The organism is Aliiroseovarius sp. YM-037, assembly GCF_048060095.1.
Classification (GTDB): Bacteria; Pseudomonadota; Alphaproteobacteria; order Rhodobacterales; family Rhodobacteraceae; genus JBLUOA01.
Window position 1 is genome coordinate 18,049 of record NZ_JBLUOA010000007.1, and the last position, 24,598, is coordinate 42,646.

The window sequence follows — 24,598 nt, forward strand, 5'->3', positions numbered from 1 at the left end:
GAAACCATGAACAAGCAACTTCGCAACGACACCGCTTTGCCAACACATTTCATGACGGAGGAGCAACAGGCTCTGGCCGATCAGGCCGGCAAGTTCTTCATGTCCGAGTTTCACCATCTGAATGCGGAAATGGACGACACTGATGACCTGCCGCCTTCGGTCTTTCCCAAGCTTGGCGAGATGGGCTATCTGGGCCTGAACGTGCCGCCTGAATTCGGCGGTGCGGGGCTGGATTTTACCTCGGCCTGTATCATCACCGAACAGCTTTCGCGGTCCTCTGCCGCCATCGGGCTAACCCATGTGGCCCACGACAACTTGTGCGTCAACAACATCTATCGCAACGCCAGTGACGACCTGCGCCGCAAGTATCTGCCGGGCCTTTGCGACGGCACGCTGATCGGCGCCCTGGGTCTGACCGAACCCGGCGCGGGGTCTGACGCGCTCGGTTCGATGCGGACCACGGCCAAAAAGGATGGAGACGACTACATCCTGAACGGTTCCAAGATCTACATCACCAACGGACCGATTGCCGATCTGGTCCTGGTCTATGCCAAGACCTCGCCGGAAAAAGGGGCCAAGGGAATTTCCGCCTTCATCGTTGAAACCGACACGCCAGGTTTCAAGGTTGCCCAGAAGCTCAACAAGATGGGCTTCCGTGGCTCGCCCACCGGGGAACTGGTGTTCGAAGATTGCCGCGTTCCGGCCAAGAATATGGTCGGCAAACTGGATGGCGGCGTTGCCGTGACGATGTCCGGGCTGGATCTGGAACGTGCCATCGTCTGCTTCAACGCAATGGGCATTGCGCAGCGGGCGCTGGATATTTCCATCGACTACGCCAAGACACGGCAGCAATTCGGCAAGCCGATCGCCAGTTTCCAGATGGTGCAGGCGATGCTGGCCGACATGTACACCCAGATCGAGGCGGCGCGCAGCCTGTCCTTGCGTACCGCGGCCATGTGTGAGGGCCTTGAAGAGGGCGAAGGCGGGCGTGGCGAGATCCACAAGCTCACCGCTGCGGCAATCTACAAGGCCGCCGAGGCGACATCCTTCGTGCTGGACAAGGCCGTCCAGATTCACGGCGGTTCGGGCTATATGCGCGATACCGAAGTGAACCGGCTCTACCGTACCGGTCGCGTGCTCGAGGTCGGCGCGGGCACCCAGGAGGTGCGCAAGCTCATCATCTCTGGCGAACTTCTGAAAAACTAAGGGGTCGAAACATGAGCGAAGAAAAATCAAGGCGCTACGCGCCGGATCTCATGGCGGGACAGGTTGCCCTGGTCACGGGATCCGGATCAGGTATGGGCCGGGCGACAGCGCTTGAAATGGCCTCCTGCGGGGCCAGACTTGCGCTGTTTGCACGCCGGGAAGAGCCGCTGGAGGAAACCGCCGAGATGATCCGGGCAGCGGGGGGCGAGGCGTTTGTCGTGCCCGGCGATACCCGTGACGAGGACAGCATCGAAACCGCGATGGAACGGATCAAGGACCATTACGGTCAGCTCGATGTTCTGGTGAACAATGCGGGCGGCCAGTACATCGCTGCCGCCCGCGATATCACCAACAAGGGCTTCGAGGCCGTGATCCGCAACAACCTGATCGGGTCATGGCAGATGACCCGCGCCGTTGCCGATCACTTCATGTATGACAACGGCGGATCGGTCGTGTTTGTCACCGCCATTTCAGCGCGCACCGCACTCACCGGCTTTACGCACACCGTCGCCGCCCGCGCTGGCGTGACCGGCATGATGAAGACACTGGCCGCCGAATGGGGCGAATACGGGATCCGTCTGAACTGTGTTGCGCCGGGCACGATCAAGACCGATGCGCTTGGCCGCTACCCCATTTCACCGGAACAGTGGAAGAAGCTTAACCGCTCGGTCCTGAACCGGATGGGTATGGCCGAGGACATTGCCGGGACAATCATCTTCCTGGCGTCCGATCTGGGGAATTTCATCACCGGCGAAGATATCTATGTGGACGGTGGGGAAACCCTGCATATGGGCCACGATGCCCGCGACATGATCAATCCCGACATGTTCGAAAAACGCGAACGCGGAGATGGAAAGAATGAGTAAGCAACCCGTCCTTTTGGACATTTGCGACAGGATCGCCACGGTCACGCTGAACGATCCCGAGCGTCGCAACCCGATCACCGGTAATGAAATGATCGCCGCCCTTCTGGACACATTCGCCAAGGTGCAGGCAGACCCGCAGGTCAGCGTCATGATCCTGACCGGCGCCGACCCGGCCTTTTGTGCCGGCGGCGACATCAAGGAGATGAACGACCCCGACAGCATCTTTCGCAAGGAGCCGCTTGCGGCGGCGCAGAGCTATGTCGATGGGGTGCAGCGCCTGCCACAGGCGCTCTATAACCTGGATGTTCCGACGATCGCCGCGGTCAACGGACCCGCGGTCGGCGCGGGGTGCGACCTGACCATGATGTGCGACATGCGCATCGCATCGGAGAAAGCAAAGTTCGGCGAGGTATTTCTGAATCTCGGGATTATTCCGGGCGATGCAGGCAGCTGGTTCCTGTTGCGTCGTCTGGGCCACCAGAAGGCCGCCGATCTGACCTTCTCGGGGCGCATGGTCGAGGCCGAAGAGGCACTGGAGCTTGGCATGGTGCTTGAACTTGTGCCCCATGAAAAATTGATGGAACGGGCCCGCGAACGGGCCGCCGTGATCGCCGCGAAACCACCGCGCGCGGTGCGAATCGCCAAGCGTCTGATGCGCAATGCCGAACGAATGGATCTACCAGATTTCCTGAATTCCGCGGCGGCCTATCAGGCACTCATGCATCAGACCGAAGACCACCACGAGGCGGTTGCTGCTTTCATCGAGAAACGAAAACCTAACTTCACTGGGCGTTAAAGGAAAGATCGCATGTCTGACATCACCAAAAAGAAGATGGAGGAAATCGCGCAAATGTGGAATGCGCGCGGCAAGGGTCTGATTACGCATATGGCGCTTGAGATCGAAGAGGTTTCGAGCGAAGGTGTTCGGGTTCGGATGCCGTTTAATCCGGATTTTTGCGTCGATGCGGACCAGACCCTGCTTCATGGCGGTATCCTGACGGCTCTCCTGGACAGTGTCTTCGGACTGGCAAACTTTGTGGCAATCGATGGCGTCAGCACCATGGCCACTCTCGACCTCAGAGTTGATTACCTGCGCCCCGCCTATTCGCGCGCGGATGTCATCGTTCGCGCGCATTGTTTTCGGAAGACCCGCCATATTGCCTTCAATTCCGGCAGCGTCTGGTTCGAGGGCCATGAGGATGCTGAAATTGCCCGTGGAACCGCCTCGTTTGCTTTGACGCGCGGCGGCACTGACCTGTTTGATGCGATGACTAAAGGAAAAACCTCGTGATGGATGTGCAAACTGCCAATGCCAATGTATCCAGGGTGCCGTTCTTCCGATTTCTCAATTTTGAGATCCGAAGCTTGGACAACCTTCATGCCGAGGCTGAAATGACCTTTGATGACCGCCATATCGGTAACCCTGTCATGGAGTACTACCATGGCGGAATCATCGCGAGTTTCATGGAAGCCACGGCCGCGATCGCGGTACAGCCCGACTTCGCGGATGTCCCGGCCAAGCCGATTAACCTGACCGTCGATTACCTCCGACCTGGCGTGAAGGGGCCGCTTTTTGCCCGCGCCAATGTGACGCGCAAGGGCAAGCGGATGGCGAGCGTCAGCGTGATCACCTGGCAGACGGACCGGGAAAAGGCGGTTGCGGAAGGGCTGTATCACTTCCTTCTGGTCTGACCACTGCGACTGCTTTCAGGGCGTGCCTTGTCCTGTAGACGGGGCGGTTTCCCGGTTGCAAATTCCTTCCAGCAGAAGCTTGATGAGCATACCGGAGAACTCAGGCAGTGAGAGATACCCTTCCACTCCTGCCTTGTTCGGGTCGAACCACTCTACCGTCCAGTTCAAGGCACCCAACATCACCTGGCGCAAAGGAACGATCTTGATATCCGACCTTATCGCACCGTCTTGCTGCGCTTCGCGAAGGATCATGTCCCAAAGTCGCCCGTAGTCGTGGCGAATGCCTCGGTGCCTTTCCCGAAAGTGGTTGGGCAGCATCCCATAACTTCTGATGTTCGCTGAGGTGAACTCGCTTGCCTTAAAGAGAAAATCCAGATGCGTCCAGATTGCGGTTGCTATTCTGGTGTGATGATCGCATGGGGAATCGAACTTCTGAACGGCTGCACTGACACCGGATAGCAGATCGCTTAACCCTTCGTTGAGTACCTCGTCCACGATCGCTTCCTTGGATTTGAAATGGTAGTAGACGCTACCCGCCTTCATGTCCGCTTCGTCAGCGATCTTCCGCAGCGTTGTCGCCTTGTAGCCATTGTCCCTCAGAACGCGCGCCGCCACTCGCAGGATCTCTGCGCGGGTCTTCGCGGCCTTGCCGTTGGTATCAAGGATATTGACGGGAGCGGCGGGGGTCAGCTTCAGACCTTCTGTTTCAGCTCTGCGATCCAAACACATACCGTCAAGTATCAGCTTGCTCATACGTTCAGCGAGGATGTGCACCGGATACTTTTCGACATCGTACCATTCCACGGTCCAGTTCATGGCACTCAGGATGAACTGGCGGATCACAGTAATGGATATGTCACTTCGAAGGTGACCGTTACGTTTTGCTTCATTCAGGAAACTGCCCCAGGCCCCTGCATAAGAGGCACGCAACTCACGGTGAGGCGCGCGGGTTTCATCCGACAACATCGGATAGTTCCGGATATTGGCCGAGGTGAAATCGCTCTCAGTCAACAGGTAGGTCAGGTGTGTTTCGATCAGCAATGCGAAGGTCTTGCGGAAATCCTCCGGGTTCTTCTTTGCAACCCGAACAATTTCTCGGACCTCCTCGTAGAGCTGACGGACACCAAGTTCGAGAACCTCGCTCAGAATCTGGTCCTTGGATTGAAAATGGTAGTATATGCTGCCGGCCTCAACGCCTGCTTCCTGCGCGATGTCGCGCATCGTCGTCGCGTAATAGCTTTCGTACCGAAAAAGTCGAGCGGCCGCCGAGAGAATGGCTTCACGTGTCCTCTCTGACTTGCTCAGATCTTCATTCACTGTGTTGGTTGCGTCAGTTCTTATTGCCATTCAATGTCGATACTCGTTGGCCACAAAGCTGTCCATTGCATTAAATCTAACAAATGTTAGAATGCACCAAAGAACGTCTCGAATCAAGTTCTTTACCAAGGTATAGCGGAAGAGGAGGACCTCCATATGCGAGGGTTGAGTGGGAAACGGGTCATCGTGACCGGCGGCGGCAGCGGCATCGGTCGCGCGGTTTGTGGACGGTTCGGCGAAGAAGGTGCCGAAGTCGCCGTTTTCGATCTGAACAAGGATGGGGCGGAAGAAACTGTCCGACTGATCGCCGAGGCTGGCGGAAAGGCGCAGGCCTTCAAGGTAGACATCACCGACCGCACCCAGATCGACACGGCGGTGACCGAGTTCGAGGCCGGAGGTCCGATCGACGTGCTGGTGAACAACGCCGGCTGGGACGAAAGTAGGCTGTTCCTCGACACCGATGCCGAACTTTGGAAGAAGGTCATCGACATCAACCTCTATGGCCCGCTGAACATGCACCACGCGGTGCTGCCGGGCATGGTAAAGAACGGCGGCGGCCGTGTGGTGAATATCGCGTCCGACGCGGGTCGTGTCGGATCATCGGGCGAGGCCGTCTATTCGGCCTGCAAGGGCGGCATCATTTCCTTTACAAAGACCGTAGCTCGAGAACTAGCGCGCAAGGGGGTTCAGTTGAACGCTGTCGCGCCCGGCCCCACGGACACACCTTTGTTCGCCGAATTCGCGCAAGGTGAAGCTGGCGAAAAGATTGCCGAGGGTCTCAAGCGGGCGATCCCGATGAAGCGCCTGGGGCAACCTTCCGACTATCCCGGCATCATCTGTTTTCTTTCATCCGACGACGCAGGGTTCATCACAGGCCAAGTAATTTCGGTTTCAGGCGGCTTGTCGATGCACGGCTAGTCGTTGGTCGCAGCCCTTGTCACAGGGCGCTGCTGCCAAGAGATACCTCCCCTACTGGCCGCGCCTTATGTGCGGCCCTTTTTCATTGTAGAAAGGTGAAGAATGTTTCGGCCAGACTCTGACATTCAACGTTCGAGCACGCTGACCGCTTTTCTGAAGGACTGCGGTATCGACAGCTACAAGGATCTCGCCCGCCGCGCCAATGAGGAGCCGGACCGGTTCTGGAGTCGGATCATTGACCATGCTGGTATTCGGTTCAGCAAGCCGCACACGGTGCTGCGGGATATTTCCGACGGGCCTGAATCGATCAAATGGGCCGTCGGAGGCACTTTGAATCTTACGGAAACCTGTCTTGATGCCCGAATTGCCGATGGCCGAGGCGAAAAGGTCGCGATCGACTGGGTCGGTGAAGACGGAAGTCGCCGCCGCTGGACCTATTCCGAACTTGCTGCCGAAGCCTCCCGCGTCGCCTCTGCCCTTGCCGTCCGCGGGGTGCGGCCGGGTCAGGCGGTGGGCATCTATATGCCGATGATCCCCGAAATCGAGGCCGCGCTTTTGGGTATTGCCCGACTGGGCGCGGTCGCGGTACCGCTGTTTTCCGGCTTTGCGCCCCATGCCATCATCTCGCGCCTAAACGATTCCGGTGCCGTGGCGGTGCTGACAGCGGATGCCACACCCCGGCGAGGCAAGCCGGTCTGGATGGAGGCGGCGCTTGCCGAAGCCCTGACCGAGGTGCCTTCGGTGCACACCGTGGTCAGCCTGCGACGGTTCGGCGGCGCGGCGGCCGATCCGGCCCGCGATCTCGACTGGACCGAAACCGTGGGCCCCGCCAGTCCGGAGTTTACCGCCGTTCCGGTCAAGGTCGAAGATCCCTTCCTTATCGCCTATACATCGGGCACCACCGGGCGGCCAAAAGGCGTCGTGCATACCCATTTGGGGGTGCAGGCCAAGGCCACGGCCGATTTCCTGCTTTGCCTAGACATGAAACAGGATGACCGGCACCTGTGGATGACCGACATGGGATGGGTCATGGGACCGCTCACCCTTTTGTCGGTGCTGCTATCGGGTTCAACGCTGGTGCTCGCGGAGGGCGCACCTTCGATGCCCGGCGATCCGTTCAGACTTTTGCGTCTTGCGTCCGAGATGGAGGTCACGCATCTCGGCGTGGCTCCGACCCTGGTACGGCAGTTCATGACGCAGGAGGCCGGTCCTCTGTCTAACTACGACTTGTCGCCTGTGCGCATCGTCGCCTCGACCGGTGAACCCTGGACCGACGACGCCTGGCTCTGGCAACTGGACCACATCTGCTGCCGCCGCGCGGTGCCGCTGAACATTTCGGGCGGGACCGAGTTGTTCGGCGCGATCCTGACCTCGACCGTGCTGCATGAAATCAAGCCCGGCGGATTTTCCGCCCAGGCATTGGGTGTCGGGGCCAAGGTGCTGCGCGAGGACGGCAGCGAAGCCGCGCCGGGCGAAGTGGGCGAACTGGTCGTTACCCAGCCGCCTCTGGGGCTGACCCCGGCCATTTGGGGCGACCGGGATCGCTATCTTGAGACCTATTGGTCCACCTACCCCGGCCTCTGGCGGCACGGTGACTGGGTGCGCTGCGATCCGGACGGGACATGGTTTATCCTGGGCCGGTCGGACGACACGCTGAACCTCGCCGGTAAACGGATCGGCCCGCCCGAGATCGAGGCGGCCCTGACTGAGAGCGGAGAGGTGGTGGATGCCGCCGCCATCGCGGCACCTGACGACATCAAGGGTGTGGCCGTCGTCTGCGTCTGTGTGGCGGCACCGGATGTGTCGCCGGACGCGGACCTCGTGGACCGGCTCAAGGATCGGGTCGGAGAGATCGTCTCGAAACCCTTCCGCCCGCGCGAGATCCACTTCGTCGAGGCGCTGCCCAAGACGCGTAGCATGAAAACCATGCGCCGGATAGTGCGCGCCGCCTTTCTCGGTGAAGATCCGGGCGATCTGTCGTCGATCAGCAACCCGGAAACCATTCAACCCATCGCAGACCTGCAAAAGGAAAAGCCATGATCACTGTTTTCGGAGCCACGGGCACCACCGGCGCGCCTCTTGTCGATACGCTTTTGGCAAAGGGCGCAACCGTGCGCACTGTCACCAGCGACCCCTCCAAGCTCGACGCGCTCAAGGCCAAGGGATGCGATGCGGTCGCCGCGGATTTCACCGATCCCGCCGTGCTGGCGCGGGCCTGTGACGGGGCAGAAAAGATATACCTGGTCACGCCTGCCCATCTGGACATGCGCCAGTGGAAGGCGAACGTGATCAAGGCAGCCAAGGCGGCGGGCGTGCGCCATGTTGTCGTGGCGACCGGGCTTGGCGCCTCGCCCAAGGCGGGGCTGACCTTCGGCAAATGGCATTCCGAAACCCAGGAACTCTTGAAGCAAAGCGGCCTTGACTGGACCTTCGTTCAGCCGACCTATTTCATGCAGAACCTGCTGTGGCAGGCCGGCAACATTGCGAAGGACGCGGTGTACTACGATGATCTGGGCGGCCCCGTGGCCTGGATCGACGCCCGCGACATCGCGGATGTCGCCGCCGAGGCGCTGACCGCTCCGGGGTACGAAGGCAAGGCTCTTGGTTTGACCGGGCCCGAAGCCCTTGCCGCAGAAGATATTGCCGCCCTCCTGTCCGAGGTGGCAGGCCGGACTGTCACCTGTGCCCCCCTGTCGGCCGAGGATGCGAAAGCGGGCATGGTGGCCGGTGGGATGCAGGATGAGGTCGCCGGAGCCATGGTCGAACTGGCCTCCCTCGCGCCCAAGGGCTACCTTGCCGGCATCGAGACAACGGTCAGCGACGTGTTGGGCCGCCCGGCCCGTCGATTTGCTGGTTTCGTCGCCGAGAACCGGGATGCATTCGTGCAGTGACCTAGCGGCGCCGCCGCTCTATCTCGAGCTGGTGCCGCCTCTGGAAGCGGTCACACAGATCGATCACCTTTTCATGTTCCGCGATGCCGGTGTGCTTAGCCGTCGTGGAAGCGGGCGGTTCGCAACTGACCTCTTTACCCTTTCGATAACCTGCGACGACAGCGACGGGGCACGCGTTTCGCTGGCAGAACCGCGCCCTTGTTTCACGCCCCGCCCAAGGCCATTCCAGGGTGTCGTGGCCGGGCTGCGACTGTCGTCACGACCGCAGCGATTGACGGACTGCAAAGTGCTGGACATGCTGGCCTTGGAACTGGGCCGCGTACAGACCGAGGAGGATGACCTGCCTGCGCTTGTCGCGGTGCTTGACGGCCTCGCGAAAGGCCTGCGCTTTGCCGCGCCACCCGGAGCGTACAGCGACCGGACCGAACGTCGAAAGGTGCGGGCGGAAACCGGCGTGTCGCGGCGGAGGCTTGCGGCCTCGCGACGCTTTCGTCAGGCTCTCGGGCAGCTTGCGTCACAGACCCTGCCGCTGAGCGATATGGCGCTGGACGCCGGATATTACGATCAATCTCATTTGTCCGCCGCTTGCCGGACCTTTGCCGGCAAACCGCCCGGCGCGTTGCGCGCTCAGTCCGCAACGATTCGATTTGGCCTTTCGCTACAAGATGCGCGCCTCAAAGACCGTCTAAGAGTGGTCATCAATGAATGAAATCGAAGAGGAAGACCCGCCATGACGCGATTCGAACCGAAAAACGCCGACTATGACGCAAGCGTGCATGACAGTTTCAACCGCCAGCACGTGATGCATACTTTGGGGATCAGCATTGCCGAGTTGTCGCCCGGCCGCATTGTTCTGGAAATGGCACATCAGGATACGCTGACCCAGCAGCATGGTTTTTTACATGCCGGAATCGTTTCGACCGCGCTCGACAGCGCCTGCGGATACGCGGCCGTTTTGACAGCCGAATTCAAGATCAATCTGCTCAACCCGGCGGACGGCGAACAGTTTCGCTTCGTCGCTGACGTGGTGAAGCCGGGAAGGACTCTGACCATCTGCGAAGCGCGTGCCTATGCCGTGAAGGGCGAGGATGAGAAGCTGGTCGCAACGATGACCGGAACGCTTATGGCGCTTGTGGGACGAACCGGCGTGATGGGCTGACGACCGGGCTGGGGCGCAAATCAATCCGCGAGCCGGGCTTCTAGGACATGCCGCTGGACCTTTCCGCTGGTCGATCTGGGAAAATCCTCGAACGCGATAAAAAGAAACTCGCGCGGCCGTTTGTAGCCTGTAAGGTTGTCACGGCACAAATTCATCAGCGCTTCGGCATCCGGCCCGTCCTTGCTGCAGGCGACAAAGGCCACCGGACTTTCGCCCCATTTCACGTCGAATGCCCGTACTACCGCGGCATCAACCACACCGGGATGAGATAGAAGGACACGCTCGATCTCCGCAGGATAGACGTTCTCGCCGCCGGTCTTAATCAAGTATTTGGCCCGGTCCACAAAATCGATGGTGCGGTCCGCATTGCGCCGGAACAAGTCACCCATGTGGAAAAAGCCGTTGCGAAAGTCGCGGGCGTTGGCGTCGTCGGCGTTCCAGTACCCTGAAAACATTGTCGGACCCCGCACAGCCATTTCGCCCGGCGTCCCATCCGGCACTACGTGGTCGTCGGGATCGACCAGCCGAACCTCGCAAAATGCGCTGATGCGCTTGGAAAGCCGGTCCGGGGTAACACCCGGCGCAATCAGATCGGCGGTCCCCGGCGGCAGGCCGGTTTCAGTTGCGCCGAAAGAATTCAGATAGGGCGTGTCCAGAAGGGCTGTCAGTTCCGCGATCTGATGCGGCGGCACCAGATCGGCCATGGCGCCGCAAACCTTGATCCCCTTCACGGGCAAAGGGTTGGCGCGTCGTTCTGCGATAAAGGCGTCCAGCGCACCGGGCATCATCACGAACCAGCCGATCCGGTAGCGCGACAACGCTTCGTTGATCACTGCAGGCTGCAATCCGTCCACCATCACCACGGTCCCGCCCCGCAAGATCGTTGCCAGCGCATGATCGGTGGAGGCCATGTGGAACATCGGTGCCCAGGCGATGAACCCGTCACCGGGATCCAGCGCCAGTTGTGCCGCAAATGCCATGGATCGGGCGATATGCGCGCGGTGGCTGATGAGCGCCCCCTTGGGCAGGCCCGTAGTCCCCGAGGTATAAAGAATCGTCAGACCGGCCTCTGGATCGTCGACTATGGTTCCGATGCGCGGGTCCGGCTGGACCCCGGCAATGGCCGTTTCCAGGTCTGGCCCGACGGTCAGACAGGGTGTCGCCGCGACGGCCCGATACGCTTCTGAAAGATCCGGTTCGACAACCGCGAGCACCGGCGCGACCAGATCGATGCAGTGCCGCAGTTCATCGCGGGCGAGCCGCCAGTTCAGGCAAGCGACAATCGCGCCGATTCCTGCCGCTGCCAGTTCGACCTCCAGGTATTCTGAGCGGTTGTGCGACAGGATCGCGATCCTGTCGCCGGGCGCCACGCCTCGTGCCAGAAAGACAGCCGCCAGACGATCGACCCGCCCCAGCAATTCGCCGTAGGTCAGTCTCTTGCTGCCGTCCTCGATGGCCAGATCACCCGCGCAGTCCTGTGCGCGGGTTCGAAAGATCGAATACAGATCAGCGCGCCCTGCACGGACGACGTCGGTCAGCATGGTATCCTCACTTGCCAGGGTTTCGGTTCAGAGACTTTGCGCCAGACGCACCCCTTCATCAATGGCGCGCAGAGCATCAAGTTCGGCGGCCTCCTTTGCCCCGCCGATCATCGTAACCGTGACGCCGCGCGCGGCAAGCTCTTCTGCCAGGGCGCGTTCCGGCTCCTGGCCGGTGCATAGCACAATCGTATCGGCCGAGATGATCATTGGGCTTTCGTCCGTGAGGATATGCAGCCCCGCGTCGTCGATGCGGTCATAGGTCACCCCGCCCATCGCCTCGACCCCGTGTTTGCGCAGCGCGTTGCGCAGGATCCACCCTGTTGAAACTCCAAGCCCCGCGCCGGGTTTTGCTGCCTTGCGCTGAAGCATAACGACTTTGCGTCGCGACGGTTTCGGTGCCAATGGATCGCCAGCCAGGGCGCCCGGGGTGGCAAACTCGGGGTCCACGCCCCATGTTTCGCAAAAGGCGTCTGTGTTGGCGGCCTCGGCGGGTTCGGTCACCAGGAACTCGGCCACATCATGGCCAATGCCCCCTGCCCCCATCACCACGACACGGTCGCCCGCCTCGCGGTCACCGGACAGGATTTCCGCATAAGTCGCGACACTGGGATGGTCGATACCCGGCAGGTCGGGAACGCGGGGCGTGACCCCCGTGGCGATGACCACATGGTCGAAGCCGTCAAGATCGCTCATGTCTGCCCGCTGCCCCAGCCGCTGTTTGACCCCGTGCTTCTTCAGCAGACCGGCATAATACCGCAGGGTTTCGTCGAATTCGTCCTTGCCCGGCGCCGCGCGGGCCAGATTCAGCTGACCGCCCAGCTTGCCTTGCGCTTCGAACAGCGTGACATCGTGGCCCAGCCGCGCGGCCTCGGCCGCCGTGGCCAGGCCTGCCGCGCCACCGCCGACGACAGCCACTTTCTTTGGCGCGTCGGTTAGCGTGTCCCGGAATTCCGTTTCACGCCCAGCCCTTGGATTAACCAGGCATCCGACAGGCCGGTCCGAAAAGATGAAATCCAGACAGGCCTGGTTGCAGGCGATGCAGGTGTTGATTTCGTCAGCGCGGCCCTCGCGCGCCTTTTTCACGAAATGCGAATCGGCCAGAAACGGGCGCGCCATCGAGATCATGTCTGCATCGCCAGAGGCAAGGATGTCTTCGGCAAGCTCGGGTGTGTTGATTCGGTTCGAGGCGACCACCGGAATCGATACCGCCGCTTTCACGTTGGCCGCTGCCTTGCGCCAAGCACCGCGCGGCACCGGATAGGCAATCGTCGGCACGCGGGCCTCGTGCCAACCGATGCCGGTGTTCAGAATATCCGCGCCTGCGGTCTCGATCTTGCAGGCCAGTGCGGCAATTTCATCGGCTGGCGCGCCGCCTTCGACCAGATCGGCCGCCGAAATCCGATAGATGACAAGGAACTCCGGCCCGCAGCGTTCACGCACCGCGCGCACAATCTCGACCGGAAAACGGTGTCGGTTCTCGGCGCTTCCGCCCCAGTCGTCTTCACGTTTGTTGGTATGGGTCACGGTAAATTCGTTAATCAGGTATCCCTCGGACCCCATGATTTCGACGCCATCGAAGCCCGCAGCCTGCGCATTGGCGGCGGCCGCAGCAAAATCCTCGATGGTACGGAGAATATCGGCTTCGGTCATTTGACGCGGAACGAAACGGTTGATCGGAGCACGGATCGGCGAAGGGGCCACACAACCTTCGATTTTTGCATAGCGCCCGGCGTGGAGGAGTTGCGCGCAGATCAGGCTGCCTTCGGCCTGCACCGCCTCGCAGATCGGGCGCAGGCTGCGCGCCTCTTCCGGGTCGTCGATTCGCGGACCTTCGGGATCGAATATGCCCTCGGCATTGGGGGAAAACCCGCCGGTCACCAGAATCGCCGCCTCCCCCCGCGCCCGCTCAGAGTAAAAAGCGATCTGTTTGGCTATGCCGTCAGGCTCGGTTTCCAACCGCGTGTGCATCGACCCCATGATGACACGGTTTCGCAATGTATGCTGGCCTGCGCGGATCGGCGAGAGCATGGTCCCGAAGCTCTCCGTTGGCATATTTTCCATTGTGGGCATCCTCCTCAAAACTATACTTGATCTGTATTCTAACATTTGTTAGATTTTTGGAAAGAAGATTTTCGCTCATGGGGAGGAGCACCGATGCAATTCCAGCCTACAGACGAACAAAAAGCGTTTCGCGAAACCGCGAACCGCTTCGCAACTGAAAAGCTTGCGCCCACATATCAGGAGCGCGCAAGCGGCCATACCTTCGATCGTGCGCTAATCAGGGAGATGGGCGCACTGGGCCTGATTGGGGCCGATCTGCCCGAAGAATTCGGCGGACTGGGTGAAAGCTCTGTCACGTCAGGGATGATCGTCGAAGAGATCGCCTATGCCGATTTCAATGCAAGTTACGTGCAGCTTCTGGGCTCTCTCATGGGCGGAATGGTGGCCAAACACGCCTCCCGCGACATCGCGTCGGAATGGGTGCCCAAGGTTGTTTCGGGTGATGCCGTCATTGGTCTGGGTCTGACAGAGCCGCGCGGCGGATCGGACGCGGCGAACCTGATCCTCAAGGCCGAGAAATCCGGAAACGGTTGGCGGCTGAACGGTGAAAAGACATCCATGAGTTTTGCCAGTCAGGCCGATGCGGCGGTCGTCTTTGCCCGCACCGGCGATCCTAACGGTGGCTCACGCGGGGTCAGCGCCTTTTTTGTCGATCTGAACCAGGACGGCATCAAGCGCACGCATTTTGACGACATCGGCACCAAGCCCGTCGGGCGTGGGTCGGTGTTCTTTGACGACGTCTTCGTGCCGGCCGAAAACATGATGGCCGAACAGGATCGCGCCTTCGGAACGATCATGGCCGGGTTTGATTATTCGCGCGCACTGATCGGGCTGGAGTGCCTGGGTGCCGCGCAAGCGTCTGTGAATGAAACCTGGGCCTACGTTCAGGAACGCGAAGCCTTCGGGGCCCCGATCGTGCAGTATCAGGGCGTCAGTTTCCCGCTGGCCGAAGCTGAGACCCAACTGACCATGATGCGCCAGCTTTGCTATTACACGCTGGACCTGCGTGACCGCGGCCTGCCGCATACGTCCGAGGCGGCGATGTGCAAGTGGTACCTGCCCAAAACCGCCTGCGAGATCCTGCACCAGTGCCTGATCCTGCACGGGCATTACGGCTATACGACCGACCTGCCTCACCACCAGCGCTACAACGATGTGCTCGGCCTGCAGATCGGTGACGGCACAGCGCAAATCCAGAAGCTGGTGATTGCCCGCGAGAAGGTCGGACGGATGGCGCTGCAGTATGACAAGAAGGCGACGGGAGCACAGAAATGAACGATCCCATCATCGTCACGACCGAGGGCAACACCGGCATCATCGAGCTGGCCCGCCCCGAGAAATTCAATTGCCTATCACTTGACGTGCATGAGCGCATATCTGCCGCGCGTTCGGAATTCGAGGCGAACCCGGATATCCGGGCGATCCTCATCCGGGCGCGGGGCAAGCACTTTTGCACAGGCGCCGATCTGGTGGAAGTGAAAGGTAAATTGAACGATCCCGCCGCGCTGGATCACTTCATCGCCTTTGGCATGGACAACCTGCGTGCGCTCGAAACCTCCTCCCTCCCTGTCGTGGTGGCAGTGCAGGGGTTGTGTCTGGCCGGCGGGATCGAACTGATGTTGGCATGCGATGTGTGTTTCGCCGCCGAAACCGCTCAGTTCGGCGATCAGCATGCGCAATTCGGACTGATTCCCGGTTGGGGCGGCTCACAACGGCTAACGCGGTTGATGGGGCAGCGCCGGGCGCTCGACCTGATGTTCTCAGCCCGCTGGCTTGCGGCAGGAGAGGCCAAAGATGCCGGTCTGGTCAACTATATCGTGCCGGATGCGGAGTTGCATCAGACCGCGTTGGAATACTGTCAGAAAATCGCCACCCGCTCGCGTCCGGGTATCGCCGAGATGAAGCGACTTGCGCGGGAAGGCGCGGACCTGGGCATCGACCAGCAGATGCGGCTTGAGCTGGATGCCGCCGTACGCGCGTTGCCCGGTGATGACGTCACCGAAGGGCTCGACGCGTTCGAGAACCGGCGCACCCCTGAATTCAAGGCTTGAGGACGAAACATGGAATTCACTTTGAACGACGAACAGCGCCAGATTTACGAATACGGCGGCCAGTTGGCGCAGAAATACGACAATGCATATTGGCTGGACCACGCCCGCAAGCATGAATTCCCGCAGGAGATGTTCAAACAGATTGCTGATGACGGCTTTCTGGGCATCATGGTGCCCGAGGAATACGGCGGCGCCGGCCTTGGCATGACCGAAATGGCCCTGTTCATGGAAGGCACCGCCAATCACGGCATTCCGCTTCTGATGATGGTGGTCGGGCCGACCATGTCGCTGGCCCACATCGCCAGCCACGGGAGCGAATTCCACAAGAAGGAACTGCTGCCGGCCGCCTGCCGTGGTGATATCCAGTTCTGTTTCGCGATCACCGAACCGGGGGCCGGATCCAACACGATGAAGGCCACCACGCTGGCCAAGCGCCGGGGCAACCGGTTCAGCCTGTCGGGCGAAAAGACCTTTATCACCGGCGCCGAGGTATCGGACTATTGTCTGGTGGTAGCACGCACCAAGCCCCACACCGAAGTCAGCCGCAAGACCGACGGCTTCACGCTCTTTGCGGTGGACCTGAAGAAAAAGGGTGTCGACAAGCAGCGGGTGAAGATCTCGATCCCCCTGCCCGAAGAACAGTGGACCCTGTTCTTTGACGAGGTCGATCTGGGCCCCGAGGACGTTGTCGGCGAGGTTGACGAAGGGTTCTCGATTCTGTTCGACAGTCTCAACCCCGAACGCATCATCCTGGCCGCTTTGTGCTGCGGCATCGGCCGCTTCGCGCTGAACAAGGGGGTGGCCTATGCCTCCGAGCGCAATGTCTTCGATCAGCCCATCGGCGCGCATCAGGGCGTGCAGCACCCGATGGCCAAGGCGCACACAGCGGTCGAGATGGCCAGCCTGATGACCCGACGCGCGGCCTGGGAATTCGACAACAAGCTGCCCGCGGGGGCCTCGTCGAATATGGCCAAGTATGCCGCCGCCGAAGCCGGGATCGAGGCCGTGGATGCCGCGCTGCAGGCGCATGGCGGATCGGGCTTTACCGAGGATACGGGACTATACGAGATGTATCCGCTTGTACGCCTGCTGCGCACGGCACCCGTGAATCGCGAACTGTGCCTCAGCTTCATCGGCGAAAAGGTCATGGGTCTGCCGCGGTCTTATTGATCGCGCTGGCCGACAGGGAGGACGACATGCAATTTGGAATGCGCTTCCGGCGGGAGGATGCCGCCGACAAGGTAAACGATCGTTTCTGGCACGAAATCGAGGGCACGGCGCTCGAAGAGGTGCGCCGCATTCAGGAAGAGCGACTGCGTGCGCAGATGGCCTATCTCAAGACGAACTCCACCTTCTATCAGGAGAAGTTCGCCGAGGCCGGCGTGGAGTTCGACGATATTCGCACCATCGAAGACCTACAGAAGCTGCCCTATACCTACAAGACCGAGATCCGCGAAAGCCTGTCCGCCGAGCCGCCGTTCGGCAAACACCGCGCCGCGCCGATGGCGGACATCATTCAGATGCAAGCCTCATCGGGGACAACCGGCAGTCCGTCCTATGTGGCGCTGACCGAAGCGGATACCGAAATGTGGCACGAGATGACAGCGCGATGCTTCTTTGCCAATGGCGTGCGTCCCGGCGACATGGTGCTGCACGCGTTTTCGCTGGCCAAGGGCTTTGTCGGCGGCATCCCCGTGATGCAGGGATTGCAATACATGGGCACGATCGATGTGCCGGTGGGCGCGGATGGCGGTGCGGAACGGCTGCTGCGCGCTTGCGCCGACACGCGTCCGCGCTGCATCGTCGGCGCACCGAATTTCGTTCTGCACCTGGCTGAAAAAGCGCCAGAGGTGCTGGGATGCAAGGCCAGTGAGCTGGGCGTGGAACAGGTGATCGTCGGCGGAGAGCCCGGTGGTGGCATCCCGGCAATTCGCGCCAAGATCGAAGCGGCCTGGGGTGCAAAATGCACTGAAATGCTGGGCGGCACCGATCTGGGTGTGACCTACTGGGCCGAATGCGACGCCCAGTCGGGGATGCATATGGTCAACATGGACTATATCATCACCGAGCTGCTGGATCCCGAAAGCGGAGAAATCATCCCTTGGGAAAAAGGCGCCGAAGGCGAGATGATCTATACCGCGCTCGGCCGTCAGGCTAGCCCGGTGGTGCGGTTCCGGTCAGGTGATTATATTGAGGTCATCGACACCGAATGCTCCTGCGGGCGGACCGGCCCCAAGATCCGGTGCACAGGCCGGACCGACGACATGCTGATCGTGCGCGGTGCCAATGTTTTCCCGTCGGCCATCAACAGCGTCATCACCGAAATGGTGCCGGACACCAACGGCGTCATGCGCATCGTGGCCGATTTCAAAGGCCATACCACGCAGGGCGCGCTGACGGTGATCGTCGAGCGCGGTCCCGGTCGCGACGCTGCGGATGACGACGCCCTCAAGAAGAAAATCGAACAGCGGCTGCGCGACGCGCTCGTCTTCAAGGCCGACGTCCATCTGGTGGCGGCTGACACTTTTGAAAAACCCGGCGCCGCCAAGGTTGCCTTTGTTCTGAGAGAATACCCCGAGCTGCCATGACAAAAATGAAATCCCTACTCGATACCGGGTCCGATGACTTCCGGCAAAACGATACACAGTATCGCGACAAAGTCGGCGAGCTGCATACCCTTCGGCTTCTGCAACGCATTGGCGGTCCCGAAAAGGCACGGGACCGACACGTGAAGAAGGGCAAGATCCTGCCGCGGGAACGGATCGAGCGGCTGATCGACCCGGGCACCCCCTTTCTGGAAGTCGGGGAGCTTGCCGGGCTGAACAAATATGATGGCGTGCCACCGGGTGGCGGCATCATCACCGGCATCGGTGTGATCGAGGGCCGCCAGTGCATGATCATCGCCAATGACGCTACCGTTAAGGGCGGCACCTATTTCGGCATGACCTCGCGCAAGCACGTGCGCGCCCAGAAGATTGCCTGGAAGAACCGTCTTCCGGTTATCACGCTGGTGGATTCCGGCGGTGCCTTCCTGCCGGATCAGGAAAACATTTTCCCCGATGAGGGGCAGTTCGGATCGATCTTTCACCAGCAGATCGGCATGTCCGGTGACGGGGTGCCGCAGATCGCTGTCGTCATGGGGCCTTGCACCGCTGGCGGTGCCTATATCCCGGCGCTCTGCGATGAGGTGGTGATCGTGCGTGGCCAGGGCTTCATGTATCTTGGCGGGCCGGAACTGACCTTTGCTGCCACCGGCGAAAAGGTGGATGCCGAAGAACTGGGCGGCGGCAAGATGCACTCGTCCGTGTCGGGTGTGACCGACCATCTTGCCGAGGATGACGCCCACGCGCTGGCCATCACCCGCGAGATCGTCAGCCATCTGGGCGAAAAACCCCTGCCCCGCAAGACGCCCAAGACGCCGCGCGCGCCCGCCTATCCGGTCGAGGAAATCTACGGCATCGTCAGCCGCGACCCCAAGGTGCCAACCGACAACCGCGAGATTGTCGCACGGCTTGTGGATGACAGCGATTTCCACGAGTTCAAGCCGCTTTACGGCGACACGATCATGACCGGCTGGGGCCGCATCCACGGCCACGAAGTGGGCATTCTCGCCAATACCGGCGTGCTGTTCGTCGAGGCCGCGTTGAAGGCGACGCATTTCATCAACCTCTGCGTCCAGCGCGATATTCCGCTGCTGTTTCTGGCGGATGTGAACGGCTTCATGGTTGGCCGCGAGGTCGAACAGATGGGCATCGCCAAGGCGGGTGCCAAGATGATCACGGCCATGTCTTCGGCCCGGGTGCCAAAGTTTACCATCATCACCGGCGGCTCTTACGGGGCGGGATACCTGGCAATGCTGGGCCGCCCATTCCAGCCGGACGCAATGTTCGCCTGGCCAACAGGACGGTCCGCAATCATGGGGCCGGAACAGGCCGCCAGCGTGCTCGCGCAGGTCCGCGCACAGATCAACGAACGCGAAGGCAAAAGCTGGACCCCCGAAGAGGAGGAAGCCTTCAAGGCGCCCATCCGCAAGGAATACGAGGATTTTCAAGGTGCTTACAATTTTGCCTCTAACCTCTGGATCGACAGCGTGATCGAGCCTTGTGAAACCCGCGATGTCATGGCGCTCATGCTGGATGTGACCTCGCGCAGACCCAAGGCCGAAACCAATTTCGGCGTGTTCAGGATGTGAGGAGCGTATCATGAAAATCAAGACGCTTCTGATCGCCAATCGCGGCGAAATTGCCTGCCGGATCGCGCGTACCGCGCGGGGCAGCGGTATCACCCCTGTTGGCGTGCATTCCGAAGCCGACGCCAATGCCCTGCACGTCCGCGAGATCGGGCAATCAGTCTGCATCGGCGCCGGACCGGCGTCCGAGAGCTATCTGAAGATCGACGCGGTGGTTGCCGCCGCGAAATCGGTCGGCGCGGATGCGATCCACCCCGGTTATGGCTTTCTGGCCGAGAACTCCGATTTTGCCCGTGCGGTCGAGGCCGCCGGCATGATCTTCATGGGGCCAACGCCGGACACGCTTGACCGTTTCGGCGACAAGGCCAGCGCCAAGGAGGCCGCCGTGACCGCCAGCGTTCCGGTTATTTCGGGCGCTGAAGGCGCGCGGTCCGATCCCCAAGAGATCGCCGATGAAGTCCGCGCAATGGGCCTGCCCGTTCTGCTCAAGGCCGTCGGCGGCGGTGGCGGGCGCGGCCAGCGGCTTGTCACCGATGAGGCCACGCTTGTGGAAGACATCGAAGGCGCCCTTCGCGAGGCGAAATCCACCTTTGGCTCCGAAGGGCTGTTGCTGGAACGTTTCCTGCCAGAAGCGCGCCATGTCGAAGTGCAGATCGCGGGTGATGGCAAGGGGCACGTGGTGCACCTGTTCGAACGTGATTGCACGCTTCAGCGCCGTCACCAGAAGGTCATCGAAGAAGCTCCGGCTTGGGGACTGCCGCGCACGCTTCTGGACGACATCGCGCATGACGCGGTGCGCCTGGGTGAAACGCTTGACTATCGCGGCCTCGGCACGGTGGAGTTTCTGGTTGCAGGGGACGAGTATTTCTTTCTCGAGGTGAACCCCCGCATTCAGGTGGAGCACCCCGTCACCGAGGCGATCACCGGGCTGGACCTTGTTGCGCTTCACCTGCGCATTGCAGAAGGCGCGGGCCTTGGCCTGATGCAAGATGACCTCAAGATCAATGGCCACGCGGTCGAGGCGCGGCTTTACGCCGAAGACCCGGCGATGCAGTTCGCCCCCTCAACCGGCACCTTGACCACGCTCAGCCTGCCGGAAGGTTTGCGCATCGACAGCGGTGTCGAAGAAGGCGACGCAGTGACGCCCTTCTATGATCCGATGATCGCCAAACTGATTGTGCATGCGCCGGACCGGGAAACCGCCTTGGCGCGGCTGGCGACAGCCTTGGATCACGTCGCAGTTGAGGGTGTGCAAACCAACCGCGCCTTTTTGAAAGCACTGGCGCGCAATCCCGAATTCGAACAGATGCAGGTTCATACGCGCTGGATCGACGGCAGGCTTGACGCACTGACGTCCCCCCCCGCCCTTGCGCGCCCCGAGTTGTGGAAAGCGGCCGCTGCCGTTCTCTTCGTGGCGTCCGACCGGCGTGACCCATGCGCGGACCCTTGGACCAATCTTTCCACGTTCACTGGCTGGCGGCTTGGCCTGGGCGGTGACCCGCTTGAAGCGGGACAGCGCGTAACATTGACCGACACGACCGGTGCATCCGAAGAACTGCGCGTCGGCCCTGTAAAATCCGGGGACCGATACGCCGTGATCGCAGAAGACGGCACCAGGATCATCCTCGCCGTGCGTGAAATTTCGCCCGGTAGCTGGCGCGTCGCGGAAGGTGAGTCCATCTTTGTGCTCGCCGCGCGCCGCCACGCTGGCGTGATCGAAATGGACACGCCCGAAGGCCGCCTTGTTTTCCGTCCAGCAGCCCCGCTTGACTTTGCGGGCGGCGATGCGGCGGCAGATCGGTCTGTGGCCTCGCCGCTGACCGGCATGATTGTCGAGGTCAAGGTTGCAGACGGGCAGACCGTGGCCGAAGGCGATGTGCTCGCGGTCATGGAATCCATGAAACTTGAAATCTCGATCCGCGCCACCGCAGCGGGGATCGCCAGCAACATATCCGTCTCGAATGGGGACATGGTCGATCGCGGCCGGGTCATCGCCGAGATTCTACCATCCGAGGAGTGATGAAATGAACGACTTTCCCAAATTTGTCGAATTTCGTGAAGAAGGCCCGCGTGAGGGATTTCAGATCGAAAAAAAGATCTATCCGATCGAAGAACGGATCGAACTGATCGACATGCTCAGCGAAACCGGTCTGAAGCGCATTCAGGTCGGTAGCTTTGTCAGCCCGAAATATGTGCCGCAGATGGCAGACACCGGGGAGTTGTTCCAGCGTATCAAGCGCAAGCCGGGCGTGAATTACACGTCGCTGTGGCTGAACGACAAAGGGTTTCGCAAGGCCCTGACGGCGCATGAGGTCGATATCGACCCGCGTCTGCTGTTCTATCCATCCGAGGCATTTGCCCAATCGAACAACAATTGTTCGTCCGCAGACATGCGGGAAAAACAACGCGACTGGGTTCGTCTTTACACGGAAGAGGGATATACGGTCGACGCCGCCTATGTGATGACGGCCTTTGGCTGCAACCTCGAAGGCCCCATCCCGCAAGAACGCATTCTGGACGATTTCCGCTTCATTCTTCAGCTTTGCGAAGAAGAGGACATCCCTGTGCCAATCCTTGTGATCGCCGACACCATGGGCTGGGGGAATCCCGAGGCGGTCAAACGAATGGTCGGCGCACTGCGCGAAATGTCGCCCGAGGCGCGCATCGGCATGCACATCCACGACACGCGGGGGCTTGGGATCGCCAATCTGCATGCCGCCCTGTCGATGGGCGTGGACATGTTCGAAAGCTCGGTCGCCGGTCTTGGCGGCTGTCCTTTCGCGGGCCACGGCCACGCCCGCGCCGCAGGCAATGTCTGCACCGAGGATGCGGTGTTCCTGTGTCACGAGCTCGGCATCGAAACCGGCATTGATCTGGACAAGCTGATTGCGGCGGCGGGTAAGGCGGAAGAGATCATCGGCGTACCGCTCATGGGCCGGGTCATGCATACCGGCGGCCTGGACAAGTATCGCAAGGCAAGCTGAGGGAGAATGAAGATGACAAAGGCACTTGATGGAAAGGTGGTTCTGGTCACCGGGGCCGGCGGTGGGATCGGGCGTGATATCGCCTTGATGGCAGCCTCCGAAGGCGCTGCCGTTGTGGTCAATGATCTGGGCGCATCTCTGAAAGGCAAAGGCCAGACAGAAACCGCAGCGCAGAAGGTCGTCGAAGAAATCAAGGCCGCAGGGGGCAACGCGATCGCTGATGGCGGCAACGTCACCGATCCCGACGCCGCGCGCGCCATGATCGAGACCGGTGTCAAGGAATTCGGCCGTATCGACGCGGTGGTGAACAACGCCGGCATCCTGCGTGACGGGTTCTTCCACAAGATGACATACGAGGATTTCGACGCGGTGGTGAAGGTCCACCTGTACGGCGCCTTCAATACCAGCCGCGCGGCTGCCGACTATTTCCGAGAACAGGAGGGCGGCGCGCTGGTGCACATGACTTCGACCTCGGGGCTGATCGGCAACTTTGCCCAAGCGAATTACTCCGCCGCCAAGCTGGGCATCGCTGCCTTTTCGAAATCGGTCGCGCTGGATCTCAAGCGCTGGAACGTGCGTTCGAACTGCATCGCGCCCTTCGCCTGGAGCCGGATGATCTCGTCTATCAAGACAGACACCCCGGAACAGGTGGCGCGTGTCGAGAAGATCAAGGAAATGACACCGGCCAAGGTCGCGCCAATGGCCTGTTTTCTGATGAGCGACCGCGCGGCTGACGTGTCCGGTCAAATCTTTGCGGTTCGCAAAAACGAGATCTTCCTGTTCAACCAGCCCCGCCCCGTGCGGTCGGTCCATTCCGGTGATGGCTGGACCGCCGATGAAATCGCCGAGCGCGCCATTCCCGCGCTCAAATCACAGTTCACGCCGCTCGAGGTTTCGGCGGATGTCTTTTCGTGGGATCCGGTCTAATGGGAAAACGCAAAGAAAAAATAAGCTCCGATATTGCCTGGAGCACCTCTGACAAGATCAGCGTGCGTGGCCTCGACCTGCCGAACGAGATCCTCGGGCACATGAACCTCGGCGATCTGGCGTTCCTGCAGTTGACGGGACGGAAAGCCACGCCCGAGGAAAGCCGGGTGTTCAACGCCATCGTCATTACCCTTGTCGAACATGGCATCACGCCTTCGGCTCTGGCGGCGCGGATGACTTACATGGGTGCGCCGGAATCGCTTCAGGCGGCCGTTGCGGCCGGGCTGTGTGGGCTTGGCACCGTCTTTGTCGGTTCGATGGAGGGTGCCTCGAAATTGCTTTACGAGGCGCTGCCGCAGGAAAAACTCGGCACCGGCGTCGATCTGGATGCGCTTGCCGTCGAAACAGTTGAAAAATTCCGCGCCCGCAAGGCCATCGTGCCGGGGCTTGGCCATCCGGTGCACAAGCCTGTCGATCCGCGCACGCCGCGCCTGTTCCAGATCGCCGCCGAAAACGGAAAATCCGGTGAATACATCGCGTTGATCCAGAAAATTCAGGCCGTCGCCGAAGAAAAATCGGGCAAGATGCTGCCGATCAACGCCACCGGGGCGATCGGTGCAATCTGCTGTGAATTCGGCTTCCCCTGGAAGATCGTGCGCGGCTTTGGCGTCATGGCGCGTGCCATCGGTCTGGTCGGTCATATCCTCGAAGAGAGCGAAAACCCGATTTCCTATGAGCTGTGGCAGCGCGCCGAACAGGAAATTCTTGAAACGTCGGGACCAGGAGCGAAGTAGCC

The 24,598-nt window shown here is 60.8% G+C and carries 22 protein-coding genes; 19 read left to right on the forward strand and 3 right to left on the reverse strand.

Going from position 1 to position 24,598, the window contains the following annotated elements; translation table 11 throughout:
- The first annotated feature begins 6 nt into the window (after nt 1-6).
- The 5 genes from ACEWPJ_RS16950 to ACEWPJ_RS16970 are packed head-to-tail and all read left to right on the forward strand — an operon-like array spanning nt 7 to nt 3,764.
- Nucleotides 7-1,206: an acyl-CoA dehydrogenase family protein gene (locus ACEWPJ_RS16950; RefSeq protein WP_027238772.1), complete on the forward strand. Its 1,200-nt coding sequence runs from the start codon at nt 7-9 to the stop codon at nt 1,204-1,206.
- 11 nt (nt 1,207-1,217) lie between these two features.
- On the forward strand, nt 1,218-2,072 hold the full coding sequence (locus ACEWPJ_RS16955) for an SDR family NAD(P)-dependent oxidoreductase (protein WP_238372678.1): 855 nt from the start codon (nt 1,218-1,220) through the stop codon (nt 2,070-2,072).
- 13 nt (nt 2,073-2,085) lie between these two features.
- On the forward strand, nt 2,086-2,868 hold the full coding sequence (locus ACEWPJ_RS16960) for an enoyl-CoA hydratase-related protein (protein ID WP_416514299.1): 783 nt from the start codon (nt 2,086-2,088) through the stop codon (nt 2,866-2,868).
- Between the two features lie 36 nt (nt 2,869-2,904).
- Complete coding sequence (locus ACEWPJ_RS16965) at nt 2,905-3,363, forward strand: PaaI family thioesterase (RefSeq protein ID WP_416514300.1); 459 nt, start codon at nt 2,905-2,907, stop codon at nt 3,361-3,363.
- Nucleotides 3,363-3,764 carry a PaaI family thioesterase gene (locus ACEWPJ_RS16970; RefSeq protein ID WP_027238768.1) on the forward strand — a complete coding sequence of 134 codons (402 nt, stop codon included), beginning with the start codon at nt 3,363-3,365 and terminating at the stop codon, nt 3,762-3,764. Before ACEWPJ_RS16965 ends, ACEWPJ_RS16970 begins: the two co-directional genes overlap by 1 nt.
- Before the next feature lie 15 nt (nt 3,765-3,779).
- Here ACEWPJ_RS16970 and ACEWPJ_RS16975 read toward each other — a convergent pair whose 3' ends face one another.
- The gene (locus ACEWPJ_RS16975) at nt 3,780-5,111 is read right to left on the reverse strand and encodes a TetR/AcrR family transcriptional regulator (protein WP_273545119.1); all 1,332 of its coding nucleotides are present in this window, start codon (nt 5,109-5,111) and stop codon (nt 3,780-3,782) included.
- Nucleotides 5,112-5,237: 126 nt separating this feature from the next.
- Between ACEWPJ_RS16975 and ACEWPJ_RS16980 the strand changes: the two genes are divergently transcribed.
- From ACEWPJ_RS16980 to ACEWPJ_RS17000, 5 genes are all read left to right on the forward strand, one after another.
- Entirely contained in the window at nt 5,238-5,999 is a 762-nt protein-coding gene (locus tag ACEWPJ_RS16980) for a glucose 1-dehydrogenase (protein WP_111368607.1), read from the forward strand.
- 102 nt (nt 6,000-6,101) lie between these two features.
- Nucleotides 6,102-8,039 carry an AMP-binding protein gene (locus tag ACEWPJ_RS16985; RefSeq protein ID WP_238372682.1) on the forward strand — a complete coding sequence of 646 codons (1,938 nt, stop codon included), beginning with the start codon at nt 6,102-6,104 and terminating at the stop codon, nt 8,037-8,039.
- Nucleotides 8,036-8,890: an SDR family oxidoreductase gene (locus ACEWPJ_RS16990; RefSeq protein WP_238372683.1), complete on the forward strand. Its 855-nt coding sequence runs from the start codon at nt 8,036-8,038 to the stop codon at nt 8,888-8,890. Before ACEWPJ_RS16985 ends, ACEWPJ_RS16990 begins: the two co-directional genes overlap by 4 nt.
- 271 nt (nt 8,891-9,161) lie before the next feature.
- Nucleotides 9,162-9,599 carry a helix-turn-helix domain-containing protein gene (locus ACEWPJ_RS16995; RefSeq protein WP_416514301.1) on the forward strand — a complete coding sequence of 146 codons (438 nt, stop codon included), beginning with the start codon at nt 9,162-9,164 and terminating at the stop codon, nt 9,597-9,599.
- A 21-nt stretch (nt 9,600-9,620) separates the two neighbouring features.
- Entirely contained in the window at nt 9,621-10,049 is a 429-nt protein-coding gene (locus ACEWPJ_RS17000; protein WP_238372685.1) for a PaaI family thioesterase, read from the forward strand.
- Nucleotides 10,050-10,069: 20 nt separating this feature from the next.
- On the opposite strand, the gene ACEWPJ_RS17005 is transcribed toward ACEWPJ_RS17000, so the two are convergent.
- Both ACEWPJ_RS17005 and ACEWPJ_RS17010 read right to left on the reverse strand, forming a co-directional pair.
- Nucleotides 10,070-11,590: a class I adenylate-forming enzyme family protein gene (locus tag ACEWPJ_RS17005; RefSeq protein ID WP_238372686.1), complete on the reverse strand. Its 1,521-nt coding sequence runs from the start codon at nt 11,588-11,590 to the stop codon at nt 10,070-10,072.
- Nucleotides 11,591-11,617: 27 nt separating this feature from the next.
- On the reverse strand, nt 11,618-13,651 hold the full coding sequence (locus ACEWPJ_RS17010) for an FAD-dependent oxidoreductase (RefSeq protein WP_238372687.1): 2,034 nt from the start codon (nt 13,649-13,651) through the stop codon (nt 11,618-11,620).
- 93 nt (nt 13,652-13,744) lie between these two features.
- Here ACEWPJ_RS17010 and ACEWPJ_RS17015 point away from each other — a divergent pair, with 93 nt between their 5' ends.
- Genes ACEWPJ_RS17015 through ACEWPJ_RS17055 form a run of 9 tightly spaced genes read left to right on the forward strand, consistent with a single transcriptional unit; the run spans nt 13,745 to nt 24,596 of the window.
- Nucleotides 13,745-14,926 (forward strand): acyl-CoA dehydrogenase family protein, encoded by a 1,182-nt coding sequence (locus ACEWPJ_RS17015; protein ID WP_238372688.1) that lies wholly within the window; start codon nt 13,745-13,747, stop codon nt 14,924-14,926.
- The gene (locus ACEWPJ_RS17020) at nt 14,923-15,702 is read left to right on the forward strand and encodes an enoyl-CoA hydratase/isomerase family protein (protein ID WP_238372689.1); all 780 of its coding nucleotides are present in this window, start codon (nt 14,923-14,925) and stop codon (nt 15,700-15,702) included. The genes ACEWPJ_RS17015 and ACEWPJ_RS17020 overlap by 4 nt, the downstream gene beginning before the upstream one ends.
- Nucleotides 15,703-15,723: 21 nt before the next feature.
- A complete protein-coding gene (locus ACEWPJ_RS17025; protein WP_416514302.1) occupies nt 15,724-16,872 on the forward strand; it encodes an acyl-CoA dehydrogenase family protein in 1,149 nt (382 codons plus the stop codon).
- Nucleotides 16,873-16,898: 26 nt separating this feature from the next.
- Nucleotides 16,899-18,290 (forward strand): phenylacetate--CoA ligase family protein, encoded by a 1,392-nt coding sequence (locus ACEWPJ_RS17030; protein WP_238372691.1) that lies wholly within the window; start codon nt 16,899-16,901, stop codon nt 18,288-18,290.
- The gene (locus ACEWPJ_RS17035) at nt 18,287-19,894 is read left to right on the forward strand and encodes an acyl-CoA carboxylase subunit beta (protein ID WP_238372692.1); all 1,608 of its coding nucleotides are present in this window, start codon (nt 18,287-18,289) and stop codon (nt 19,892-19,894) included. The genes ACEWPJ_RS17030 and ACEWPJ_RS17035 overlap by 4 nt, the downstream gene beginning before the upstream one ends.
- A 10-nt stretch (nt 19,895-19,904) precedes the next feature.
- Complete coding sequence (locus ACEWPJ_RS17040; RefSeq protein WP_238372693.1) at nt 19,905-21,911, forward strand: acetyl/propionyl/methylcrotonyl-CoA carboxylase subunit alpha; 2,007 nt, start codon at nt 19,905-19,907, stop codon at nt 21,909-21,911.
- 4 nt (nt 21,912-21,915) lie between these two features.
- Complete coding sequence (locus tag ACEWPJ_RS17045; protein ID WP_238372694.1) at nt 21,916-22,875, forward strand: hydroxymethylglutaryl-CoA lyase; 960 nt, start codon at nt 21,916-21,918, stop codon at nt 22,873-22,875.
- A 12-nt stretch (nt 22,876-22,887) separates the two neighbouring features.
- Entirely contained in the window at nt 22,888-23,802 is a 915-nt protein-coding gene (locus tag ACEWPJ_RS17050) for an SDR family NAD(P)-dependent oxidoreductase (RefSeq protein WP_238372695.1), read from the forward strand.
- Complete coding sequence (locus tag ACEWPJ_RS17055) at nt 23,802-24,596, forward strand: citryl-CoA lyase (RefSeq protein ID WP_101657250.1); 795 nt, start codon at nt 23,802-23,804, stop codon at nt 24,594-24,596. The genes ACEWPJ_RS17050 and ACEWPJ_RS17055 overlap by 1 nt, the downstream gene beginning before the upstream one ends.
- Nucleotides 24,597-24,598: the final 2 nt, after the last annotated feature.

Excerpts from the sequence above, each read along its gene's own strand:
- ACEWPJ_RS16950 (WP_027238772.1), top strand. The coding sequence starts at position 7 with ATGAACAAGCAACTTCGCAACGACACCGCTTTGCCAACACATTTCATG.
- ACEWPJ_RS16955 (WP_238372678.1), top strand. The coding sequence starts at position 1,218 with ATGAGCGAAGAAAAATCAAGGCGCTACGCGCCGGATCTCATGGCGGGA.
- ACEWPJ_RS16965 (WP_416514300.1), top strand. The coding sequence starts at position 2,905 with ATGGAGGAAATCGCGCAAATGTGGAATGCGCGCGGCAAGGGTCTGATT.
- ACEWPJ_RS16970 (WP_027238768.1), top strand. The coding sequence starts at position 3,363 with ATGGATGTGCAAACTGCCAATGCCAATGTATCCAGGGTGCCGTTCTTC.
- ACEWPJ_RS16975 (WP_273545119.1), bottom strand. The coding sequence starts at position 5,111 with ATGGCAATAAGAACTGACGCAACCAACACAGTGAATGAAGATCTGAGC.
- ACEWPJ_RS16980 (WP_111368607.1), top strand. The coding sequence starts at position 5,238 with ATGCGAGGGTTGAGTGGGAAACGGGTCATCGTGACCGGCGGCGGCAGC.
- ACEWPJ_RS16985 (WP_238372682.1), top strand. The coding sequence starts at position 6,102 with ATGTTTCGGCCAGACTCTGACATTCAACGTTCGAGCACGCTGACCGCT.
- ACEWPJ_RS16990 (WP_238372683.1), top strand. The coding sequence starts at position 8,036 with ATGATCACTGTTTTCGGAGCCACGGGCACCACCGGCGCGCCTCTTGTC.
- ACEWPJ_RS17000 (WP_238372685.1), top strand. The coding sequence starts at position 9,621 with ATGACGCGATTCGAACCGAAAAACGCCGACTATGACGCAAGCGTGCAT.
- ACEWPJ_RS17005 (WP_238372686.1), bottom strand. The coding sequence starts at position 11,590 with ATGCTGACCGACGTCGTCCGTGCAGGGCGCGCTGATCTGTATTCGATC.
- ACEWPJ_RS17010 (WP_238372687.1), bottom strand. The coding sequence starts at position 13,651 with ATGGAAAATATGCCAACGGAGAGCTTCGGGACCATGCTCTCGCCGATC.
- ACEWPJ_RS17015 (WP_238372688.1), top strand. The coding sequence starts at position 13,745 with ATGCAATTCCAGCCTACAGACGAACAAAAAGCGTTTCGCGAAACCGCG.
- ACEWPJ_RS17020 (WP_238372689.1), top strand. The coding sequence starts at position 14,923 with ATGAACGATCCCATCATCGTCACGACCGAGGGCAACACCGGCATCATC.
- ACEWPJ_RS17030 (WP_238372691.1), top strand. The coding sequence starts at position 16,899 with ATGCAATTTGGAATGCGCTTCCGGCGGGAGGATGCCGCCGACAAGGTA.
- ACEWPJ_RS17035 (WP_238372692.1), top strand. The coding sequence starts at position 18,287 with ATGACAAAAATGAAATCCCTACTCGATACCGGGTCCGATGACTTCCGG.
- ACEWPJ_RS17040 (WP_238372693.1), top strand. The coding sequence starts at position 19,905 with ATGAAAATCAAGACGCTTCTGATCGCCAATCGCGGCGAAATTGCCTGC.
- ACEWPJ_RS17045 (WP_238372694.1), top strand. The coding sequence starts at position 21,916 with ATGAACGACTTTCCCAAATTTGTCGAATTTCGTGAAGAAGGCCCGCGT.
- ACEWPJ_RS17050 (WP_238372695.1), top strand. The coding sequence starts at position 22,888 with ATGACAAAGGCACTTGATGGAAAGGTGGTTCTGGTCACCGGGGCCGGC.
- ACEWPJ_RS17055 (WP_101657250.1), top strand. The coding sequence starts at position 23,802 with ATGGGAAAACGCAAAGAAAAAATAAGCTCCGATATTGCCTGGAGCACC.